Source organism: Bacillus sp. LNXM12-1 (assembly GCF_003004375.1).
Lineage (GTDB): Bacteria > Bacillota > Bacilli > Bacillales > Bacillaceae > Bacillus.
On record NZ_PVWX01000001.1, the window covers coordinates 646522 to 664770 of the forward strand.

The 18249-nt window shown below is 41.8% G+C and carries 19 protein-coding genes, 1 other RNA gene and 1 riboswitch; of the genes, 3 read left to right on the plus strand and 17 right to left on the minus strand.

Features of this window, described 5'->3' with window-relative positions; all coding sequences use genetic code 11:
- Window positions 1-337 precede the first annotated feature (337 nt).
- From pbuX to C6Y07_RS03345, 12 genes are all read right to left on the minus strand, one after another.
- The gene (gene pbuX / locus C6Y07_RS03290) at window positions 338-1657 is read right to left on the minus strand and encodes a xanthine permease PbuX (protein ID WP_066030745.1); all 1320 of its coding nucleotides are present in this window, start codon (window positions 1655-1657) and stop codon (window positions 338-340) included.
- The gene (gene xpt, locus C6Y07_RS03295; RefSeq protein ID WP_106071688.1) at window positions 1654-2238 is read right to left on the minus strand and encodes a xanthine phosphoribosyltransferase; all 585 of its coding nucleotides are present in this window, start codon (window positions 2236-2238) and stop codon (window positions 1654-1656) included. Before xpt ends, pbuX begins: the two co-directional genes overlap by 4 nt.
- Window positions 2239-2356: 118 nt before the next feature.
- A riboswitch (purine riboswitch) is annotated at window positions 2357-2456 on the minus strand.
- A gap of 136 nt (window positions 2457-2592) precedes the next feature.
- Entirely contained in the window at window positions 2593-4098 is a 1506-nt protein-coding gene (locus tag C6Y07_RS03300) for a carboxypeptidase M32 (RefSeq protein WP_034661008.1), read from the minus strand.
- 127 nt (window positions 4099-4225) lie between these two features.
- Window positions 4226-6163 (minus strand): ATP-dependent DNA helicase, encoded by a 1938-nt coding sequence (locus C6Y07_RS03305; protein WP_066030744.1) that lies wholly within the window; start codon window positions 6161-6163, stop codon window positions 4226-4228.
- 74 nt (window positions 6164-6237) lie between these two features.
- Window positions 6238-6435, minus strand: coding sequence for a hypothetical protein (locus C6Y07_RS03310; RefSeq protein ID WP_034661010.1), 198 nt, complete (start codon window positions 6433-6435; stop codon window positions 6238-6240).
- 105 nt (window positions 6436-6540) lie between these two features.
- A complete protein-coding gene (locus C6Y07_RS03315; RefSeq protein ID WP_106156236.1) occupies window positions 6541-7695 on the minus strand; it encodes a THUMP domain-containing class I SAM-dependent RNA methyltransferase in 1155 nt (384 codons plus the stop codon).
- A 108-nt stretch (window positions 7696-7803) separates the two neighbouring features.
- Window positions 7804-8187, minus strand: an RNA gene (gene rnpB / locus C6Y07_RS03320) — RNase P RNA component class B.
- Between the two features lie 61 nt (window positions 8188-8248).
- Window positions 8249-8554, minus strand: coding sequence for a cell division regulator GpsB (gene gpsB / locus C6Y07_RS03325; protein WP_012010336.1), 306 nt, complete (start codon window positions 8552-8554; stop codon window positions 8249-8251).
- Between the two features lie 75 nt (window positions 8555-8629).
- Entirely contained in the window at window positions 8630-9172 is a 543-nt protein-coding gene (locus tag C6Y07_RS03330) for an SLOG family protein (RefSeq protein WP_060596714.1), read from the minus strand.
- A 49-nt stretch (window positions 9173-9221) separates the two neighbouring features.
- Window positions 9222-9458, minus strand: coding sequence for a spore coat protein CotD (gene cotD / locus C6Y07_RS03335; RefSeq protein WP_080984739.1), 237 nt, complete (start codon window positions 9456-9458; stop codon window positions 9222-9224).
- Window positions 9459-9773: 315 nt separating this feature from the next.
- Complete coding sequence (locus tag C6Y07_RS03340; protein WP_066030741.1) at window positions 9774-11021, minus strand: ribonuclease H-like domain-containing protein; 1248 nt, start codon at window positions 11019-11021, stop codon at window positions 9774-9776.
- Between the two features lie 24 nt (window positions 11022-11045).
- Window positions 11046-13292: a DEAD/DEAH box helicase gene (locus C6Y07_RS03345; RefSeq protein ID WP_106071649.1), complete on the minus strand. Its 2247-nt coding sequence runs from the start codon at window positions 13290-13292 to the stop codon at window positions 11046-11048.
- Between the two features lie 160 nt (window positions 13293-13452).
- Between C6Y07_RS03345 and C6Y07_RS03350 the strand changes: the two genes are divergently transcribed.
- A complete protein-coding gene (locus C6Y07_RS03350) occupies window positions 13453-14571 on the plus strand; it encodes an NADH-dependent flavin oxidoreductase (protein ID WP_223250492.1) in 1119 nt (372 codons plus the stop codon).
- Between the two features lie 53 nt (window positions 14572-14624).
- Here the strand turns inward: C6Y07_RS03350 and C6Y07_RS03355 are convergent, their stop codons facing one another.
- Window positions 14625-15131 carry a PTS sugar transporter subunit IIA gene (locus C6Y07_RS03355; RefSeq protein WP_060596718.1) on the minus strand — a complete coding sequence of 169 codons (507 nt, stop codon included), beginning with the start codon at window positions 15129-15131 and terminating at the stop codon, window positions 14625-14627.
- Window positions 15132-15298: 167 nt separating this feature from the next.
- On the opposite strand from C6Y07_RS03355, the gene C6Y07_RS03360 reads away from it, so the two are divergent.
- The gene (locus C6Y07_RS03360) at window positions 15299-15718 is read left to right on the plus strand and encodes an Hsp20/alpha crystallin family protein (RefSeq protein ID WP_060596719.1); all 420 of its coding nucleotides are present in this window, start codon (window positions 15299-15301) and stop codon (window positions 15716-15718) included.
- Between the two features lie 20 nt (window positions 15719-15738).
- On the opposite strand, the gene C6Y07_RS03365 is transcribed toward C6Y07_RS03360, so the two are convergent.
- The 3 genes from C6Y07_RS03365 to C6Y07_RS03375 all read right to left on the minus strand — a co-directional run bounded on the left by C6Y07_RS03365 (window position 15739) and on the right by C6Y07_RS03375 (window position 16962).
- On the minus strand, window positions 15739-16191 hold the full coding sequence (locus tag C6Y07_RS03365; RefSeq protein ID WP_060596720.1) for a YppG family protein: 453 nt from the start codon (window positions 16189-16191) through the stop codon (window positions 15739-15741).
- Window positions 16192-16298: 107 nt separating this feature from the next.
- Window positions 16299-16670: a YppE family protein gene (locus C6Y07_RS03370; RefSeq protein ID WP_106071648.1), complete on the minus strand. Its 372-nt coding sequence runs from the start codon at window positions 16668-16670 to the stop codon at window positions 16299-16301.
- A gap of 58 nt (window positions 16671-16728) precedes the next feature.
- Complete coding sequence (locus C6Y07_RS03375) at window positions 16729-16962, minus strand: DUF5446 family protein (RefSeq protein WP_223250487.1); 234 nt, start codon at window positions 16960-16962, stop codon at window positions 16729-16731.
- A gap of 196 nt (window positions 16963-17158) precedes the next feature.
- On the opposite strand from C6Y07_RS03375, the gene sspM reads away from it, so the two are divergent.
- Window positions 17159-17263: an acid-soluble spore protein SspM gene (gene sspM, locus C6Y07_RS03380; RefSeq protein ID WP_066030739.1), complete on the plus strand. Its 105-nt coding sequence runs from the start codon at window positions 17159-17161 to the stop codon at window positions 17261-17263.
- A 23-nt stretch (window positions 17264-17286) separates the two neighbouring features.
- Here sspM and C6Y07_RS03385 read toward each other — a convergent pair whose 3' ends face one another.
- A complete protein-coding gene (locus tag C6Y07_RS03385) occupies window positions 17287-18243 on the minus strand; it encodes a DUF2515 domain-containing protein (protein WP_060596722.1) in 957 nt (318 codons plus the stop codon).
- Between the last annotated feature and the right edge of the window lie 6 nt (window positions 18244-18249).

An 18249-nucleotide genomic window follows, 5' to 3' on the forward strand; every position in this document is an offset into this window, starting at 1 on the left:
TTTTGTCTTGACGACAATTGATAAATATTGGATAATATAGTTGAAAACATGATGTAGTTTTCCTCCTTCACAGGTTCGTTCCAAGCCAAGCGAACCTGCTTTTTTTATGCAAAAAAACACCTCTTAATGAGAGGTGTTTCAGATTGTTGACAAAGGGCTAAAATGATCTTTATTTTAGCCCTTTGTCTTCTTTTCAGCGTGATAGAAAACCTTTGAAGTCTAGGAAGGACGAGCACCGAAGCGGAGCGAATTTAACATTCGTGAGCATCGGCGCACAGGACTGACACCGAATGCGAGGGTTTGTCTACACGCTGAAACACCTCTTAATGAGAGGTGTTTACATAACAGATTGCTTAGGTTCTTCTATCAGATCCTGCCCTGTTTCTTTTTTAAATGGAATCATGTGATAAATAATATGAAGCAAAATAGCGGTAAAGCTACCGGCCACAATTCCGTTACTTGTTAATAATTTCATTGATTCTGGCAAATGCTCAAACATTTGCGGCACGACGGTGACACCTAAGCCGATCCCAACTGAGCAAGCAACAATTAGTAGGTTTTCCTGTTTGGCAAAATCCACGCGCGAGAGCATTTTAATACCGTAGGCAATGACCATCCCAAACATGGCGACCATTGCGCCGCCAAGAACTGATTTTGGAATAATCGTCGTAAATGCAGCAATTTTAGGAAAAAGTCCAAATAACATGAGCAATGCTCCTGTCACAACGATGACTTGATTTTTCTTGACTCCTGTCAACTGGATCAACCCAACGTTTTGCGAGTAGGCTGTGTAAGGAAATGCATTGAAAATACCACCTAATAAAACAGCAATCCCCTCTGCGCGATAGCCTTTCGCTAAATCCTTCTCTTTTAATGACCGGTTTGTTAAATCACCTAATGCGAAATAAACACCTGTTGATTCGACTAATGACACAATCGCAACTAACGTCATCGTCATAATGGGTGCAAACTCAAAGGTAGGCATGCCGAAATAAAATGGTTCAATCATACGGAAAACTTGAGCGTTCGCCACCTCAGCTGTTTCCACTTTCCCCATAAATGCAGCGACTGCTGTCCCAAGGAGAATACCGATTAAAATAGCGATCGCCTTCATAAAACCTTTTGTGAATCGATAGAGCAGCACAATGATAAACAGCACAAGGAAAGCGAGGCCTAGATTTTCAAAAGAACCATAATCTGCACTTCCTTCTCCTCCTGCCATATTGTTCATCGCTACTGGAATAAGGGTAATGCCAATAATGGTAACGACAGACCCTGTCACGACAGGCGGGAAAAATTTCACAAGCTTCCCAAAGAAAAAGGAAAGAAGAATGATGATACACCCAGAAGCGATAATACTTCCATAGATAGACGAAATTCCATATTTAGAGCCAATCGCAATCATAGGAGAAACCGCAGTAAATGTACAGCCTAATACAACAGGCAGACCGATACCAAAGAAACGGTTTTTCCATACTTGAAGAAGTGTGGCAGCCCCGCACATGAAAATATCTGCCGAGATTAAGTAAGTCAGCTGTGCAGGGGTGAGGCCGAGCGCATCTCCCACAATGAGCGGCACAAGAACGGCACCTGCATACATCGCCAGCACATGCTGAATCCCTAGCGAGAGCGTTTTGGCTTTTTTAGCGGCACTCATGATTGTACCTCCCGTACAAACGTGACTTTCCCTTCCTTAAGTGATTCAATACGTGCAAGGGACTCGACGCGGTAGCCCATTTGAACAAGCGCATTCCTTCCGGGCTGAAATGACTTTTCAATGACAATGCCAAATCCGGCTACTTTCGCCTTCGCCTGCTTTGCGATTGCAGCAAGCCCTTTAGCGGCTTCACCGTTCGCTAAAAAGTCATCAATGATTAATACACAATCTTTTTCACTGAGATGCGTATTTGAAACAGCGATCGTGCTTTCTACTTTTTTCGTAAAAGAGTACACACTCGCTGTTAATAGGTTATCTGTTAGTGTTAGTGATTGACGTTTTCGAGCAAAGACAACTGGTACTTGAAGAGCTAGTCCAGCCATCACAGCAGGTGCAATGCCAGAAGATTCGATTGTGACAATTTTTGTAATGCCATCATGCTTGAATAATCTAGCAAACTCTTGCCCGATCTCATGCATTAACACAGGATCAATTTGATGATTTAAAAAGGCATCTACCTTTAACACTTGATTTGACAGAACGATTCCTTCGTTCTCAATTTTTTGACGTAACAATTCCATCATTCTTCCTCCCAGCATATTGGCAAACATTTTCATTTTTTGCATAAAAAAAGCATTGCTGTCCATGAGGAGCAAGCAATGCGAAAACGATCCACGGATCTTCAGCTCAAACAAGAGCTGTTTCATTTTGCTCACTCATAGTCGGACTGTATCGGTGTCCGGTAGAAACTTGCGTGCCATCATCACGCGATTATATGAGTGTTATAGTGTTCAAATTATAACAAGATTTCAGACGCTTGGAAAGCACTTTTCCAGAAAAATACCGAACTTAAATAATAGATCAGATCAAAACGTTCGTTTTTAGAATATTCAAGCATCAAAAAAGCACCCTTCTGAGCAAAGGGTGCCTTTTATTTAAGATAAATACAATTTCGTATATTTATCTGTTAAATAATCGATTAAATATTGCACATTTAATTCCTCACCAGTCGCATCTTGAATGATTTCAGATGGTTTTTTGCGTTTTCCATGCTGGTGAACATGTTCTGTGAGCCATTCTTTTATCGGTGCAAAAGACCCGTTTTGAATCAGCTCATCAAAATTCGGTAAATCTTTGATCATTTGGTGCTTTAGTTGCGCCGCATACATATAACCAAGCGCATATGAAGGGAAATATCCAAAGCTTCCATCAGACCAGTGAACATCCTGCAAAATACCGAGTGCATCATTAGGAGGCGTAATGCCAAGATACGCTTTATATTTTTCATTCCACAGTGCAGGCAGGTCTTCAACTGCTACTTCTTCATTAAAAATCGCTTTTTCAATTTCATAGCGGATGATAATGTGAAGCGGATACGTCAGTTCATCTGCCTCAATTCGAATGTAAGTCGGCTTCGATTCATTCACTGCATGCACAAAGTCTTCTAAAGAGACATCTTTAAATTGCTCAGGAGACGCTTCTTGCAGCTTATGATAATACGTTTTCCAGAAATCTTCATGTCTGCCGATAAAATTCTCAAAGAAAAGAGACTGTGATTCATGGATCCCCATTGATGTGCCATCACATAATAGCGTTCCGCTCAGTGCCTCATCAATGTTTTGCTCGTAGATGGCATGACCACACTCATGAATCGTGCCAAAGATCGCCATCCGAAAATCATGCTCATCATAACGGGTCGTCACACGAACATCCCCTCTGCTCAATGTCACAGCAAACGGATGAACCGTTGTATCCAGACGTCCTGCGTCAAAGTCATACCCCAATTCTTTTAAGAAGAAGAGACTCAGTTCCTTTTGTTTGTCGATCGGAAAGCTTTTCGATAAAAATGAAGTATCCGGCTTATGAGGAGAGGCTTCGATTTTTTTCACGAGAGGAACAATGGCATCACGAAGTGCACCAAACTTTTGATCGAGCTGTTCAACCGTCATATCTGGCTCATAGTTATTGAGCAGCACATCGTATGGCGTTTGTTTCACGCCCCAATATTGAATAAAGCGCTTGTTAAAATCAATGAGCTGTTTTAAGTATGGTGCAAAGAGTGAAAAGTCTGATTTCTCCCTTGCTTCTACCCAGACATGCTCTGCTTTTGATTGCAAAATCGAGTATTCTTTAAATTCTTCTTTCGGAATTTTGCTGTTTTCATCATACTCTTTTTGTGATAATTCGAGCGCCTTTTGTGTATCTTTTGACAGCTCATCTCGATGTTTGTTTAATGCGTGAAGAAGATCTCTCATTTCATCAGAAGTCTTCATATTAAAAATATCACTTGATAATTGACCGATCGTTTCAGCTCTGAAATCGGCGCTTTTTTTAGGCGCCTGTGTTCTAGAGTCCCAATAAAGTAAATGGAGCGCCTCCGTATAATGGGCGATTTTTCCTAGTAATTGATAAAACGCTTTCTCTTTTGCTTCAAGACTCATACGTTTGTTCCCCCAATCAATAAAATATGTATGTACGTTTCAAGGCTACTTCAAGGAATGTTCTTTTGTCAATGAAAAAGGAGGATACTCAGATGGTATCCTCCTCTTTTCCTCGTTCGGGCGTTATTTAAGATATGATGATTGGCTTGACTGGCAGAACGGATTCAATTTTACTTTGAAGCTCTGTATCTTCCTTACGGTCAAAATAAATATGAATGGTTCCTGCATCTTGGCTTGTCCGAATCAGCCTTCCAATACCTTGTCGCAAGCGCAGCAGCATATACGGAAGGTCAACTTCAGCACGAGCATCCTTTGCTTCATTCCGTTTTGCCTCAAATACCGGATCATGAGGCGGGTAAGGAAGTCCCCAGATGATCACATTTGTTAGTGATTGTCCTGGAATATCCAGCCCTTCCCAAAGGTGAACAGAGCATAACACGGATGTCTCATCTGCTTGGAACTTTTGAACAATCGTGCTGATTTCCTCGTCTCCCTCAAAATACACGTCGAAAGGCAGTGATTCATCCGATGCCTCAAGCTGCTTTCTAAAGAAATGAAGTTCATCAAATGAAGGGAACAAAATCAGAGATCGTCCTCCGTTTTCTTTCAGCTGAGTGATCACTTGCTGTCCTTTTGCCTCTTGCTCTTGAAGCTGCTGAATCCCGTGGAAATAAATCTTCATTTGCTCATCGTAATCATACGGAGAAGCGACACTCATTGATAAGTAATCTTTGATCCCAAGACTTTCAGCTAAATAATCAAAGGATTGATTTTCAGACAATGTAGCAGAAGAGAAAATGTATGGTCTTTTTTGCGAGAATACTTTTTCACCAAGCACCTCTGCGACTGTCTTTGGCATCACAACAAATGTCGTATCTAACTCCTGCTTTTCAAGCCAGCTAATCGCATTTTTTTGATATAGCGACAGAGAATACGCCATTTGTTCAATGTACTCTTCCACAACAGACAATTCGTATTGATCGATTGTATACATCTCTGATTCAAACACGAGTGCTTCTCCGATTTTTTCAAGCAAATCACACAATTCACTTGCAGACCGCTTCACTTCATCCACACGTCCAATTTCAAGTCGATGCGAGCCCTTGATTTCTTTGGCATGTGTTTTTAAGAGATAGAAGAACTCATCGTTTGTGGCAAGTGCATCTTCAACGAGCTCGGCAAACTCTTCACGTATATCGTTTTGCAACAGGCGCTCTAAAAATGTTTCGAGCATTGATTGCTTCACTCGGTACGTCAGTGCTTTTTGTGCGGCAAATTCAAGAAGGTGCCCTTCATCAAATACGACGGAGCTATGTTCTGGAAGCAGCGGAAGCTGGCCCTCGCGTTTGCGGGATTCCTTCGTCCACACATGCTCCATGTAAAAATCATGAGAACAGATGATGAGATCGGTTGCTTTCCGGTAATGATCTCTTGATAAATTCAGACCGCAGCGATGACGCATATCGCACGTCAAGCAGTCTTGAAACGAGTCATAGCCAATGCGTGACCATTCATCATTTGATAGTTCTGGATACTCTTTTCGATCACCATACGGATAAAAGTTTTGCATGCCATGTGATTCATGAACAAATGAAGGAAGCGATTCATAAATATCGAGCCACTTCTCATCATCTTCACGCTGCATGGTTTTCTCTAGTTTCTTTAAGCATAAATATTGGTCATGCGATTTACTTAATCTCGCATCTATTTGAATATCAAGGTGATTGGCAATTTTATAGATATCACCCTCTTGTTTCACCAGCTGTTCAATTAACGTTTCGTCTGCACATGCAATAATCGCAGGTTTCCCTGTATACCTTGCATATGTGACCGCAAATAATAGATAGACGATGGTTTTGCCTGTGCCTACCCCAGCTTCGGCAAACATCACACTTTTTTCTTTAAAGGCTCTTTCTAGTTGAAAGGCCATAAATATTTGTTCATCTCGAAGATCAAAGCCCTTTTCTGGCAAAATGTCATAGAACACATCACCAATCCAGTTGCCCAGTTCTTCGTAAAAATTATGTTCTTTTGATAATGAAAAAGGCAAACGAGATGCTGTCACCTGCTTCAACCCCCAACTTTTGAATCATTCAGACATTCAATAGTAACATTTATGCTGGGGAATGACAATCTTTTTTACGACCGCAAACGATGTTGATAGGTTTCTTTCATTAAAAATGCATGCTCTGAACGCTCTATGTAAGCCTGAGCAAGCGCTAAATCTTCGATGGCTGCTGTCAGCTGAGCAGATTGTCCACCTTCTTGCCCTTCAATTTTTTGAGCAGTCGAAGCGAGTGCTTTTTGGATTAACTGAAATTGATCATATTGTATCATGGAGACACCTCTTTTTTTAAAATCAAGTTCAGTTTATTCCGTCCCGTGAAGGTTTATACCTTTCTGCGATAAAAAAAGCCACACCTTCTGTAGGTGTGGCTTTTTTTATGATTCAGTTGTCTGTTTTCTAGGCGGGCGTTTTCCCCAATATTGGTAATAGTCTGTTTTAATAAAACCATTAAACAGTTTTCTCTTTTTCGTTGCTTTTCTGCCGAAGCACTCTTCGAACTTTTCGTGTGACGTTAAGATGTAAATGGACCAAGTATCTAGGCTCTTAAATGCTTCGCCCATTCCTTGATACATTTTTTCAACAGCTGGTTTATCACTGAGTCGTTCTCCGTAAGGCGGATTTCCGACAATCACACCATACTCTTCTTTCGTTTGAAAGTCTTTCACTTGCATTTGTTTAAATTGAATCAATTCACTTAGACCAGCTTCTTCAGCATTCATTTGTGCAATGTCTACTATCCGATGGTCGATATCACTTGCAATAATGTGGAGCGGCTGATCATAGTTTGCTTTTTCTTCCACTTCGTGACGCGCTTTGTTCCAAACGTCTTCACCAATCCATTCCCATGACTCGGACGCAAATTCCCGGTTAAATCCTGGGGCAATGTTTTGTCCTATCATGGCCGCTTCAATAGCGATTGTTCCTGACCCGCAGAAAGGGTCAACAAACGGACGGTCAGGTGTCCAGTTTGTTAATAGCACGAGTGCAGCCGCAAGGGTTTCTTTAATAGGTGCTCCGCCTTGATCCATGCGGTACCCTCGTTTATGAAGACCCACACCAGATGTATCAAGCGTGAGCACAGCTTTATCTTTTAAAAGGGCAACCTCAATTTTATACTCAGGTCCTGTTTCTTCAAGCCATTCAGACTGTATGTTGTAAGAGGATATGAGTTTTTGCGCGATCGCCTTTTTGACGATACGCTGACAATCCGGCACACTGGCAAGCTGTGATTTCACAGATTTACCGATGACAGGGAACGTGCTGTTTTTCGGTAAAAAAGCGGACCAGTCAATCGCCTTCGTCCTTTCAAACAGCTCATCGAATGTTTTTGCCGAAAATTCAGCTACTTGTACCTTAATCCGGTCTGCTGTACGCAGCCAAAGGTTCGCACGGCAAATCGCAAGAGCATCCCCCTCGAAAATCACTTTTCCATTGTCTACTGTGCAGGCATAGCCAAGGTCTCTTACTTCTTTTGCAACAATCGCTTCAATTCCCATTGGAGCTGTTGCGATGAGTGTATAGGTTTTCATTGTTTTATCACCTGTTTTCTCGTCCTTTTATGTATTCAAGATAAAAGCTCTCCATATGTTGAATAGGAGAGCTTTGTTTTCATCATGTTTATAATAACGGATATAACGTTCTGTAAGCCATGTTTTGTTCCATCGTACTGCAAACGGCAAATGCCTCGTACTCAGGTGGTAATCATCTATCTACAGAATACTCTGTCCTTCTCTCCGTTTGGTTCCTTTGAGAAAGTTCCCCTACCAAGTTTGGGTTTCTCGCTCGAGGGGTTTACCGCGTTCCACTCTCACCATTTCTAGTGAGACTTCGTCACTGTGGCACTTTCAAGGATACTTTGCCATATCCTAAAAGGACGTAGGCATTTTTCCTGCCGTCAGCCTTTCCCAGGCTGCCCTGGCTTATTTTTTCGCCAGGCACGAACACTACGGGCATCTCAGCACCGTGCGAGCATGGACTTTCCTCTGCAATGTCTAAAAGCATTGCAGCGATTACCCGAACGTTAATCAATAATCGTTATTATAAACGACAATGACATCAGGCACAAGCTTTTTTCAGCAAGGCTCAATCATAAAGTTTGCTGCCGAAAACGTGTTTCTCAAGGTTAGATAGTCTTTTTAAAATATCAAAGTTTGTTGTATTAGACTGTGCAGGCTGTCTTTTTCCTTGCTCAACGGCTTCTTCAAGCTGTTTAGACAAATGGAGGTTTTCTTGTTGAAGCTTTTCGATTTCTTGGTTGAATGTCTCATAGTCTTTAATGACCATATCTAAAAATTTATCGACTTCTTCTTGTTTGTATCCTCTGACACCTGTTTTAAATTCTTTTTCTAAAATTTCTTTCGCAGAAAGCTTTACTTTATCAGCAAGCATCTTTTTCACCTCATATCGTGAATTCATAGTATATTTTTTCAGAAATACGTGACGTTGTCAAATTTTCTCTTGCTTTTAGTCAAAAAACGGATCTTCTGCCTCAACTTGCGCTCTCAAATCATCCATTGTGATGTACATAATGGGGTAATCGGTATAGGTTTCCGCTTCTTTGATCATGTACTTTGGCGAGCCATCATGCTCAGGATCATAAAGGGCGAGAAGGCCATCTGTTTTTTCAATAAAAAAACGGTTCTTTTGTTTAAATTGTGCCGGACTTTCATATGGTCTATGCGTGACACTTTCTACAAAATCGGCCTGTGCAAGAATCCCTTCATACAACTCTTTGTTTTGTTCATTCCAGCGCTCTTCCTGTTCATAAAATGGTGTAATGACGGCCAGTTTTAACGCTGGATACTCCTCTTGAAGCTCAAATACCACTTCGGCAGTCCAGATTTCTGCCCCAAGCTGGCCTGATATGAGAACCCATTCCAGACCTTCTTCAATCAGGGCTGTCAGCCTTTTTTGAAGCTCCGCTTTTATGTATTGAAGTGCAGGCTCGTCTTGTTTGAATATCCCAAGCTCAAATGGCTTGTACCCTGTGACAGCAATAATTTTCATTTTTTCACCTGCTTTTAAAAAAAGGGACTTCTAAAAGTCCCATTTCACTTTATCTGTTACAGCAAGGTCCACCGCAGTTAAAGTGTTGATGTGTTGCCGGGTCCACCTGAGAAAACGTATGTGGGAAGTAGTGAACATGTTTGAAATTTTGATGGTGAACATTTGTCACATGCTGCGGATGGATATGCGGCACAATTGTTGTTGAATCGCTGTGTGTACAGCAATGATTCGTCGGATGAACAATTGGCTGTGTAACATTCGGCTGGCAATGATGATGATGGTACATGTAGCATTCCCCTCTCCTTAATTTTCTTACATTAACAATGTATGAATTAAGAGGTGTACATGTACTAATGCATTAACCTATTTTAAAAGTTTGCAAGAAAAACATCCTTATAGTTTGAAAACACAAAAGCGACCAAAATGACAACAAGAAAAAACAAGTAGAAAAGACCTTTATACATGCTCTACGCTCCTCATTCAATATCTAACGTTATTTTACAGGATTCGTGACTTTTCTACAATAAAAGTGCTAAACAATTTTTATTTTCGGCCGAGAGCCGAACGTTGTCATGTTTTGCGCTTTCCCGGGCAATAATGTTCATTGCCCAGCTTTTCTCAAGAGCCGTTTTTTTCGCTTCTCAAGTTCTTCCGTGTCTCGCTGACTTAACGATGAGAAAGATAATAACGATTCAGTGATGGATAGAGCTGACCTTGCATTTTTTTGACGATGCTCTTTACACTTCGCAAGCTCTATACCCGCTTTTAATGCTAAATGGACATCGCTTGATTTAAATAATTTTTCCCATATTTGAACCGCTTCATCCCACTCGTTTTGTCGTTTATATTGTAAGGAAAGATCATAAGACGCCTGATTCGCATGCTCAAAATCAGCATCCGTTAATTTTTGCAAATGCTTCGTTGCTTCCTGTACATCACGATGAGCAAGATGCCACCTGGCGAGCGCATACTTCTCATTGTGTTCCTTTACCGCATCCTCAGATAGTATTTTTTTGGATAGATGAATGTAGAGGCTGATTAACGATAAGACGTCTAGTTCATTATGAGTCAAGATCCCTTCAATCAACTTCGGATTTTGTTCCTTTAAAAAATGAAAATAAATCATCGGTGCCAAAAACCCCGGCGTGTCGTTTTCACGCTGCACGTGCAGCTCTTCTTTTTCCACAACGGATAGCGCCATTCGTTCATATTTATGCTTCCACAATCGTCTAGATCCGTGCAGAAGATCAAAATGTCCGAATTCAGGAAGTGCAGGGATTTGATCTCGTAAGAGCGTATGTCTCGTTTTCACTTGCGGCCAGTCGAACGATTTACCATTATATGTAACCAATGATTCTACGTTTACTTCATCGAGAAAGCTTTTGTACAGAGCCGCTTCATTTCCTGGATTGGTGAGCAGGTGCTGTTTCACCACCACTTTGTCGGAAAAGACACGTGCATGTCCAAGCAAGAAAATCATATTTCCCGTACCGCCAGATAATCCTGTTGTTTCTGTATCAAAGAAAAACAGCTCGTGCGGCTCGTACCCTTTAGCCGATAGCGAATGCTGGATGCCGCTTTCGTTCCATGCCTCGATGATCTTCGGCAGTTCCGCAAACGAATAGCGCCCATGCTGATCTTCTAATGAATAGGTGACTTCCCGAATCAGACAAAAGGAACCCTCAAAGTGATAAGGAGATACACCTAATGTTTCCCATTCTTTTAAAAATGGGATATTTTCTGAAGTCACAGGCTGTGGTTGTCCTTCTAAAGTTTTCTGCCGGTTTTCATGTGTCTGATTGTGCGATAGGTGCTTCTTCATTCTGTTTAATTTCCCTTTTAAAGACATGAGCAGGTGTCCCCCTCCTTTCCCTTAAAATACGGACATCAATTCAACGATGCTGCTTTTTCCGCTCACCTCTTTCATTTCCATGCCAATGCAGGATGGACAGCCATTTTCACAGCGGCACCGCTCAATCAGCTGAATGGCTGCGCCTGCTATTTCATCGAAACGAGCTTGTACTTCCTTGCTTAAGCCGATTCCGCCAGGGTAGTGGTCATATAAAAAGACCGTCGGTTTTCCGGTATGTGCCGCTTTAATTTGTGAAACAACATGAATATCAGAACGGTCACACATCACAAAAGCAGGTACAATGTGCTGAAGAACATTTGCGATGCCAAGCAGCAGCTGTTCAAGTGTTTTCTCTTCAAATCTCCGCTCTGCTTCATGTAATTCAAACCAAGCAGCACTCGTATGAATTTCTTCTTCCGGCAAGTGAATCGGTCCAGAGCCGATATTTTCACCGGTACTTAGCCGGATTTTTTTAAAAATCGTCGGCATTGCGTTGACAGTCACATCACCGTAGTGAACAGATACGGCTTCCTTCTCTGTCGTCTGATCGATTTCAAGCACCTTAAGTTGAACAGCTAAATTCGCATCCGTATAATATTCTACATCTACTTGTTTCACATAAGCCTTCAGATGCTCGTAATCTAGCTTTTCCACTTGATACTGAACCCCTTCGTGTAAATAAATGGCTTCATCATGAAGCAGCGTCATCGCACTGAATCGATCCATCTCTCCAATAATCCGAACATTCGCCACATCTGATTGATCCACAATCACCACATTTTCCTGGCTTGCAGACCGGAGGCTGATGCCATGCGCTGGGAACGATTGATCTGACCAATAATACCGGTTCCCGCTAAAATGAAGAACACCTTCCTCATGTAAGTATTGCAAAATCTCTTCTACCTCCATGCCGCCAAACTGTTCATCCTCCCGAAACGGAAGCTCGTAGGATGCACATTTTAGATGATCCACTAAGATAATGAGGTTTTCAGGGTTGATTCTGGCAGCTTCAGGCGGCCTGTTAAAGAAATATTCAGGGTGTCTGACAATATATTGATCAAGAGGTGAGGAGCTTGCCACCATAATTATGAGTGCTTCCTCATGACGCCTTCCAGCTCGTCCTGCCTGCTGCCATGTACTCGCTACACTGCCAGGATACCCTGTCATGATACAGACCTTTAGCTGACCTATATCCACTCCTAATTCTAGTGCGTTTGTGCTGACGACACCTAGAATGTCTCCTTCTCTCAATCCTTTTTCAATCACGCGCCGCTCTTTTGGTAAATAGCCTCCGCGATATCCACGAATCGATTTTGGGCCGATCTCTTTTTTCACTAGCTCTTGAATATGGCTTAAAATCACTTCAACTCTTACTCTGCTTCTAGCAAAAACAATCGTTTGGATTTTTTCTTTCAAAAAAGTTTTTGCCAATTGATTGACAACAGTGGCGGCACTTTGTCTAATATTTAATGGTTTATTCACAACTGGCGGGTTGTAAAACACAAAATTCTTTTTACCGCTAGGTGCCCCGTTTCGTTCAATCAGATGCACCTTGCTCCCCGTTAGCTGCTGCGCTAGCTCTTTTGGATTCGCAATCGTTGCGGAAGTACAAATAAAAACCGGTTCACTTCCATAAAATGCACAAATTCGTTTTAACCTGCGAATCACATTGGCCACATGACTGCCAAATACACCTCGATATGTATGAAGCTCATCAATGACAATATACTTCAAATTCTCAAACAAGCTGACCCATTTCGTATGATGAGGCAAAATGGCTGAATGCAGCATATCCGGGTTTGTGATGACAATATGTCCTGCTTGTCTGACTCGCTGCCGAATGGCCGGAGAGGTGTCTCCGTCATATGTTTCACTATGAATCGGAACATCCATCTCGTGGATGATCTCGTTAAGTTCACTTTTTTGATCTTGTGCGAGCGCTTTTGTTGGGAATAAATAAAGGGAGCGGCTTGTCTGATCTTCTGCGATCGACTGAAGGACAGGCAAATTGTAGCAAAGCGTTTTACCTGAAGCTGTTGGTGTGACAGTTACCACATGATCTCCATCCATCACACGTTCAAAGGCTTCCTTTTGATGAATGTAGAGTTCGCTCACGCCTCGTTTCTCAAGCGCCTTTTTCAGCCTGTCGTTCACTCTTTCAGGAATCGGAGAGGTCTGTGCAGGCTTCGCATCAATTTCATGCCAATGTTCTACCTGTTCGTCTTTCTTTAATTCTTCTATGAGTTCGTTCATTGTTTTCTTTTTCATATCGCATCACCTCTCTTACATAGTGTACCGAATATTTGTTTGCATGACTAGGCGGCAATTTTTTGATGCGCAGCCTATGAGCAAATACTTTGAAGTGTTGTAACAGTATCTATTACACTTCTATAGTGAAATGATTTTATCAAGGAAGAAGATGATGAGAGTGAAAAACGAATTTAAGCCTTTATTTGAACCATTTACGTTTCCAGGAGGTGCGTCTATTGATGGCCGGTTAGTCGTTGCGCCAATGACACACTTCGGTTCTCACGAGGATGGCACCATTTCTAAAGAGGAAATTGATTTCATTACAGCTAGATCAAGTGATATGGGCATGGTGATCACAGCATGTGCAAACGTGACTCCAGATGGTAAGGCATTTGAAGGACAGCCTTCTATTGCAAGAGATGAAGATATACCTGGCCTGAAAAAACTTGCTTCTGCGATTCAGGCAAAGGGAACAAAAGCCATCATTCAAATTCATCACGGCGGTTCTCAGGCTCTCCCTCACTTAGTTCCAAACGGTGATGTGGTTGCGCCAAGTGATGTGTTTAAAGATGGAAAGCAGATTGCACGCGCTTTAAAAGAAGAGGAAATTGTCCATATCATTGACTCTTTTAAAGAAGCGGCAAGACGAGCGGTTCAAGCAGGGTTTGACGGCGTGGAAATCCACGGTGCAAATGGTTATCTATTACAGCAATTTTACTCTCCGCATAGCAATCAGCGGACAGATCAGTGGGGAGGAAATGAAGAAAAGCGTCTAGCCTTCCCTATCGCTATTGTGGATGCAGTCAAAGAGGCAATCGAAAAGCATGCAACAAAACCGTTTATCTTTGGATATCGATTATCCCCAGAAGAACCAGAAACACCTGGTTTAACAATGACAGAGACGTTTACCTTAGTGGATGTTCTCAAAACAAAAAACCTCGATTATTTGCATATCTCTTTAATGGAGATTGACTCTAAAGCAAGACGTGGTGCAGATACTCATAAGACACGTATGGAGCTGCTAAAAGAACGCTGCGGCGATACCCTTCCGCTCATCGGTGTGGGCAGCGTCATTACAGCCGAAGATGCACTAAGTGCTTATAATCAAGGAATTCCGCTTATCGCTGTCGCACGAGAGCTGATCGTCGACCCAGATTGGGCAAAGAAGATTAAAGAAGGCAGAGAAAGCGAGATTGAAACTGTCATTAAACGCAGCCAAAAAGATAAGTATTTGATTCCAGAAGGATTGTGGTCTGTCATGGAAGCGAGTCAAGGCTGGGTTCCGATGGAAGATTAATGTCATCAAAAAAACTACCCTCATACGATTGGGTAGTTTTTTTTGTGTCCTGATTATTTTAGTTTAACGGTAAAAAGCTTAGAAGTCTGTTTTTCCACAGGTCCCTTTGGTTCTTTATCAAGATGCTCGATCAAGTCACCATTCATAATGACAATCGGAGTCACTGTACTTGCCGCTTTCTCTTCAATCAGTTCTAAATCACACGTAATGAGAGGGTCACCGATCTTCACTTTATCCCCTTCTTTTATGTGCGCTTCAAATCCTTCACCATTTAATCCCACTGTTTCAAGCCCGATATGAATCAGAAGCTCAAGCCCTGAGAGTGTTCGAATGCCAATTGCATGTTTTGTATGGAAGAGCTGGATGATTTCACCCTCTACTGGTGACACAATCGTGCCACTTTTTGGTTTTACTGCTACGCCGTCTCCCATCATCTTTTGAGAAAAAACAGGGTCTGGTACATCCGTCATATCCATTAACTCTCCATCAGCTGGAGAATAAATGATTTCTTCCTTTACATCATCTTGGTTTTTTCCGAAACCGAATAATTTTTTCAGCAATGTCAATTGCTCCCTTCAAGCTTTGCTTCTAGTTCTATTCCGCGTATGAAACGCTGCGCTCATACACCTTGCTTCATTCAACACTATTTAATCATAATTTTTTCCTCTCATCAATTGATAACCGCCTGAGCCCTTTCTGCATAGGCTGTAGATGAGAGGTGATTCAAATGAAACATGAAGGCGAAAAGAAACATGAATTGCTGGCAAATGAAGATATTCTCAATGAAGCGATTGAACAATTTTTCGCATCCTCCCCGTTTCACGAGATAATAAATAGTGCGGAGGCGCTCATGACCACATCACATTCACTTGCATCGATTACGACCGATGTGACAGAGGATGAGCAGTTTGTGTATATCGAGATCCAATTTCCCGACCATTTTGTCGAAGGGGATATCGCGCTAGAAGTAAAAGCCCAATATTTACACTTATCCGTGCAGGAAACAATCAAAACGGATACAACTTCCTCGTATTCGAGCTTTACCAAAACCATTTTAATGCCGGCAAAAATAGATGAAACGAACATGAAGAGCGTGTGGAAAGATCAAACGCTTCGTGTGACGGCACCAAAGCAAACTACCCAATAGGTCCATCTATTGGGTTTTAACTATGCTTTAAAAATGCTTGTAAATCCTTTCGCTAATGAACCTACTTGATTCATCGTACTCATCATTTGCCCAGCTGTATCAAACATTTTGTTAAAGTCGTATTGTCCATTCGTTTTTTTGAATTGTGACAGCACACTTTTAAATTGAGATGATTGCTGTTTTTGCGGTCTTGGCAAAGGATAAGGGTTCATAGGCTGCTGCATGGGCATCATGCCTGGTGGCGGCATCTGGGGTTGATTGATCGCTTCAGGCGGATGAAAAGGCGGCACATTTTCTTGGTATCCATAAGGCGGCTGATAGACAGCAGATGGTGCCTGGCTCATTCCACCTTGATGTGGCGGCATGAAATATTCTGGAGGCTGCGGAGGCTGCTGCTGCATATCTGGATACGGAAAAGGCCCTCGATTGAATGGATTGAATTCATAAGGCTGCTGGTTTGAATAAGGGATCATATATCTCGCTCCTCTCGCTCTCAACACATAGTGATGTCACTCATATATTATGATCAAGAACAGAAGATGTGCCTAAAGCAGCCATAAGAAAAACGCAGCATATGTCTTCAGCTGCGCTTGTTGATTTCTTCTATTAAAAGGTTCAGTGTGTAAATCACTGACTCAACTAAATTTTTCACACGGGGTGCATGCTGTTTGCCAAAATAAGATTGCAGGACAACCTCTTTTCCATTTTCTTTGACGGCTTCAAGCTGTTCTTGGTGTAAATATCTAGGTTTGACCAGATGAATAAACGAGATCGCAGCAGTGAGCCACTCTTCCATTTTCTGATCAAATGTCTCAACGGCCGGCTGAATGTCCGTGTGAAAATCATATACGGGGTATTCCTCTTCAGCCTTTCCCTTTTGGTACTGCTCATACGCCTCTTCGGTCCATATTCTCAGATCTTGTGTATGTTCAAGTAATGTTTGATTATCCAAAATGTTCACCTCTATGAACCATCCTATCAAACGTTTACTTATTGCTCAAATAGAAAAGCTATCCGGCGTGATATGCCGGTCTTGCCGCCAGTTTATACTCAGCCGCGTGAATCTTCACTTCACAGTCCTTTACTTCTGATTCAAGCCGGTCTATCATTTGTTCTTGCTCCTCTATGGCTGCACGTTTTGTTTGGTTCACAGCAAGAGACAGTTCTTCTTCCACCGCATCAATTTTCCGCTCGATTTCCTCTAATAACTGCATAATGGATTCTTTTGATACAAATTCGCTCATCATCAGATTCCTCCTTTATCGTCTCTCGTTACATTCTCTTTTCTTTCACACCCTCCTTCACACATGACAAAACTAGAAGCAAATCGCCAATCTAAGTGTAGATGAGCGCTATTTCTTCCTTTTCGACATATGCTTGTCCTTCTTTGTATGATTGCGTCCGATTGTGTAAATTCTAAGGACAAAGGAGGTAGATTTCATGAAAAAGCAGCCAACACCAAAAGAGCAAAAGCCAAAAGGGAAAGAAAACAGTACAGATCAGCTTGATAAAAAGCTCGGCGGTCCTAATCGACCATCCACGTAAAAAAAGCAGGTACCCCCTGCTTTTTATTTATGCAAAAAATAGTGCTCTAATGAGAAAAGAAAACGAAGCTGTCTTTTTTTATGAAAATACCAGTCGGTCAGCTCAATTTGTTTTGGTAACGTTTCTGCATCAAATAAGGATGGGCTCAATTTCTTTTGAAACCAATCGTCCCTTTGATCGTCTAATGAATGTGTCATCACCGGATAAACTGTTCGAAGAAAAGGTGTTGACCTCCTAGCGATCCCTAAAAACGGCTCAAAATCAAACCGTGATCCGGTATGCGGAACGGTATGCAAAAAATGATAAAAATCCGAAAATAAATCGGCTCGAAATAATAGTTTCGCTAGTTTTTTTCCTAATGTAATACGCTCCTTTACGCGGGAAAACTTCCGTATGGTTAACCCGTACAAATGCCCGTCCACCGTTGGAAAAACAACGGTTTGGAAATGTCCCCACTCGCTGAACAGATATTGAATCGAGTGAAAAACATTCTTTTTCAGAAGAGGATTTTGTATAATAGGAGATTGTATAGTATATTGTTCATTTATGATGAGTGCATAAAGCAGGCGCTCTGTGTCACCCTTTAGCCAAAAACGTTCCCACTCAGTGCTCATAAAACGAGAAACAGAAAAATATGGAAGCAGATGGAACAAGGGTTTGCTGCATCGCTTAGACCATTCATACAAAAGAAGCTGAGGGTAAGCATCCGAAAAGATCAGCCAATTCGCTCTTTCATATGCTGTGAAAAAAAGGTGCCCCTGCTGATCTGTTAAACCTGGATGGAAGAGCTCACCCTTAAGATCCGTCATAGACCATCCAGCATTTCTCGAGACAAAGGAAGCAAGCAGCGACCATTTCATCTCTGGATGGCGGTCATAAAAGCGTTTGTAAGCATTTGTCCTCGTCAGGTTGTCTTTATTTTTTGCTTTCGTTTCACGCAATATATACTGAGTGATGATGTGCTCTTCTTGTGACAACATAGTAAT

Bases quoted from the DNA above. Each gene is read 5' to 3' on its own strand.
- pbuX (WP_066030745.1), bottom strand. From the start codon at position 1,657: ATGAGTGCCGCTAAAAAAGCCAAAACGCTCTCGCTAGGGATTCAGCAT.
- xpt (WP_106071688.1), bottom strand. From the start codon at position 2,238: ATGGAATTGTTACGTCAAAAAATTGAGAACGAAGGAATCGTTCTGTCA.
- C6Y07_RS03300 (WP_034661008.1), bottom strand. From the start codon at position 4,098: ATGAGTCTTGAAGCAAAAGAGAAAGCGTTTTATCAATTACTAGGAAAA.
- C6Y07_RS03310 (WP_034661010.1), bottom strand. From the start codon at position 6,435: ATGATACAATATGATCAATTTCAGTTAATCCAAAAAGCACTCGCTTCG.
- C6Y07_RS03315 (WP_106156236.1), bottom strand. From the start codon at position 7,695: ATGAAAACCTATACACTCATCGCAACAGCTCCAATGGGAATTGAAGCG.
- gpsB (WP_012010336.1), bottom strand. From the start codon at position 8,554: ATGCTTGCTGATAAAGTAAAGCTTTCTGCGAAAGAAATTTTAGAAAAA.
- C6Y07_RS03330 (WP_060596714.1), bottom strand. From the start codon at position 9,172: ATGAAAATTATTGCTGTCACAGGGTACAAGCCATTTGAGCTTGGGATA.
- cotD (WP_080984739.1), bottom strand. From the start codon at position 9,458: ATGTACCATCATCATCATTGCCAGCCGAATGTTACACAGCCAATTGTT.
- C6Y07_RS03340 (WP_066030741.1), bottom strand. From the start codon at position 11,021: ATGTCTTTAAAAGGGAAATTAAACAGAATGAAGAAGCACCTATCGCAC.
- C6Y07_RS03345 (WP_106071649.1), bottom strand. From the start codon at position 13,292: ATGAAAAAGAAAACAATGAACGAACTCATAGAAGAATTAAAGAAAGAC.
- C6Y07_RS03360 (WP_060596719.1), top strand. From the start codon at position 15,299: ATGAAACATGAAGGCGAAAAGAAACATGAATTGCTGGCAAATGAAGAT.
- C6Y07_RS03365 (WP_060596720.1), bottom strand. From the start codon at position 16,191: ATGATCCCTTATTCAAACCAGCAGCCTTATGAATTCAATCCATTCAAT.
- C6Y07_RS03375 (WP_223250487.1), bottom strand. From the start codon at position 16,962: ATGAGCGAATTTGTATCAAAAGAATCCATTATGCAGTTATTAGAGGAA.
- sspM (WP_066030739.1), top strand. From the start codon at position 17,159: ATGAAAAAGCAGCCAACACCAAAAGAGCAAAAGCCAAAAGGGAAAGAA.
- C6Y07_RS03385 (WP_060596722.1), bottom strand. From the start codon at position 18,243: ATGTTGTCACAAGAAGAGCACATCATCACTCAGTATATATTGCGTGAA.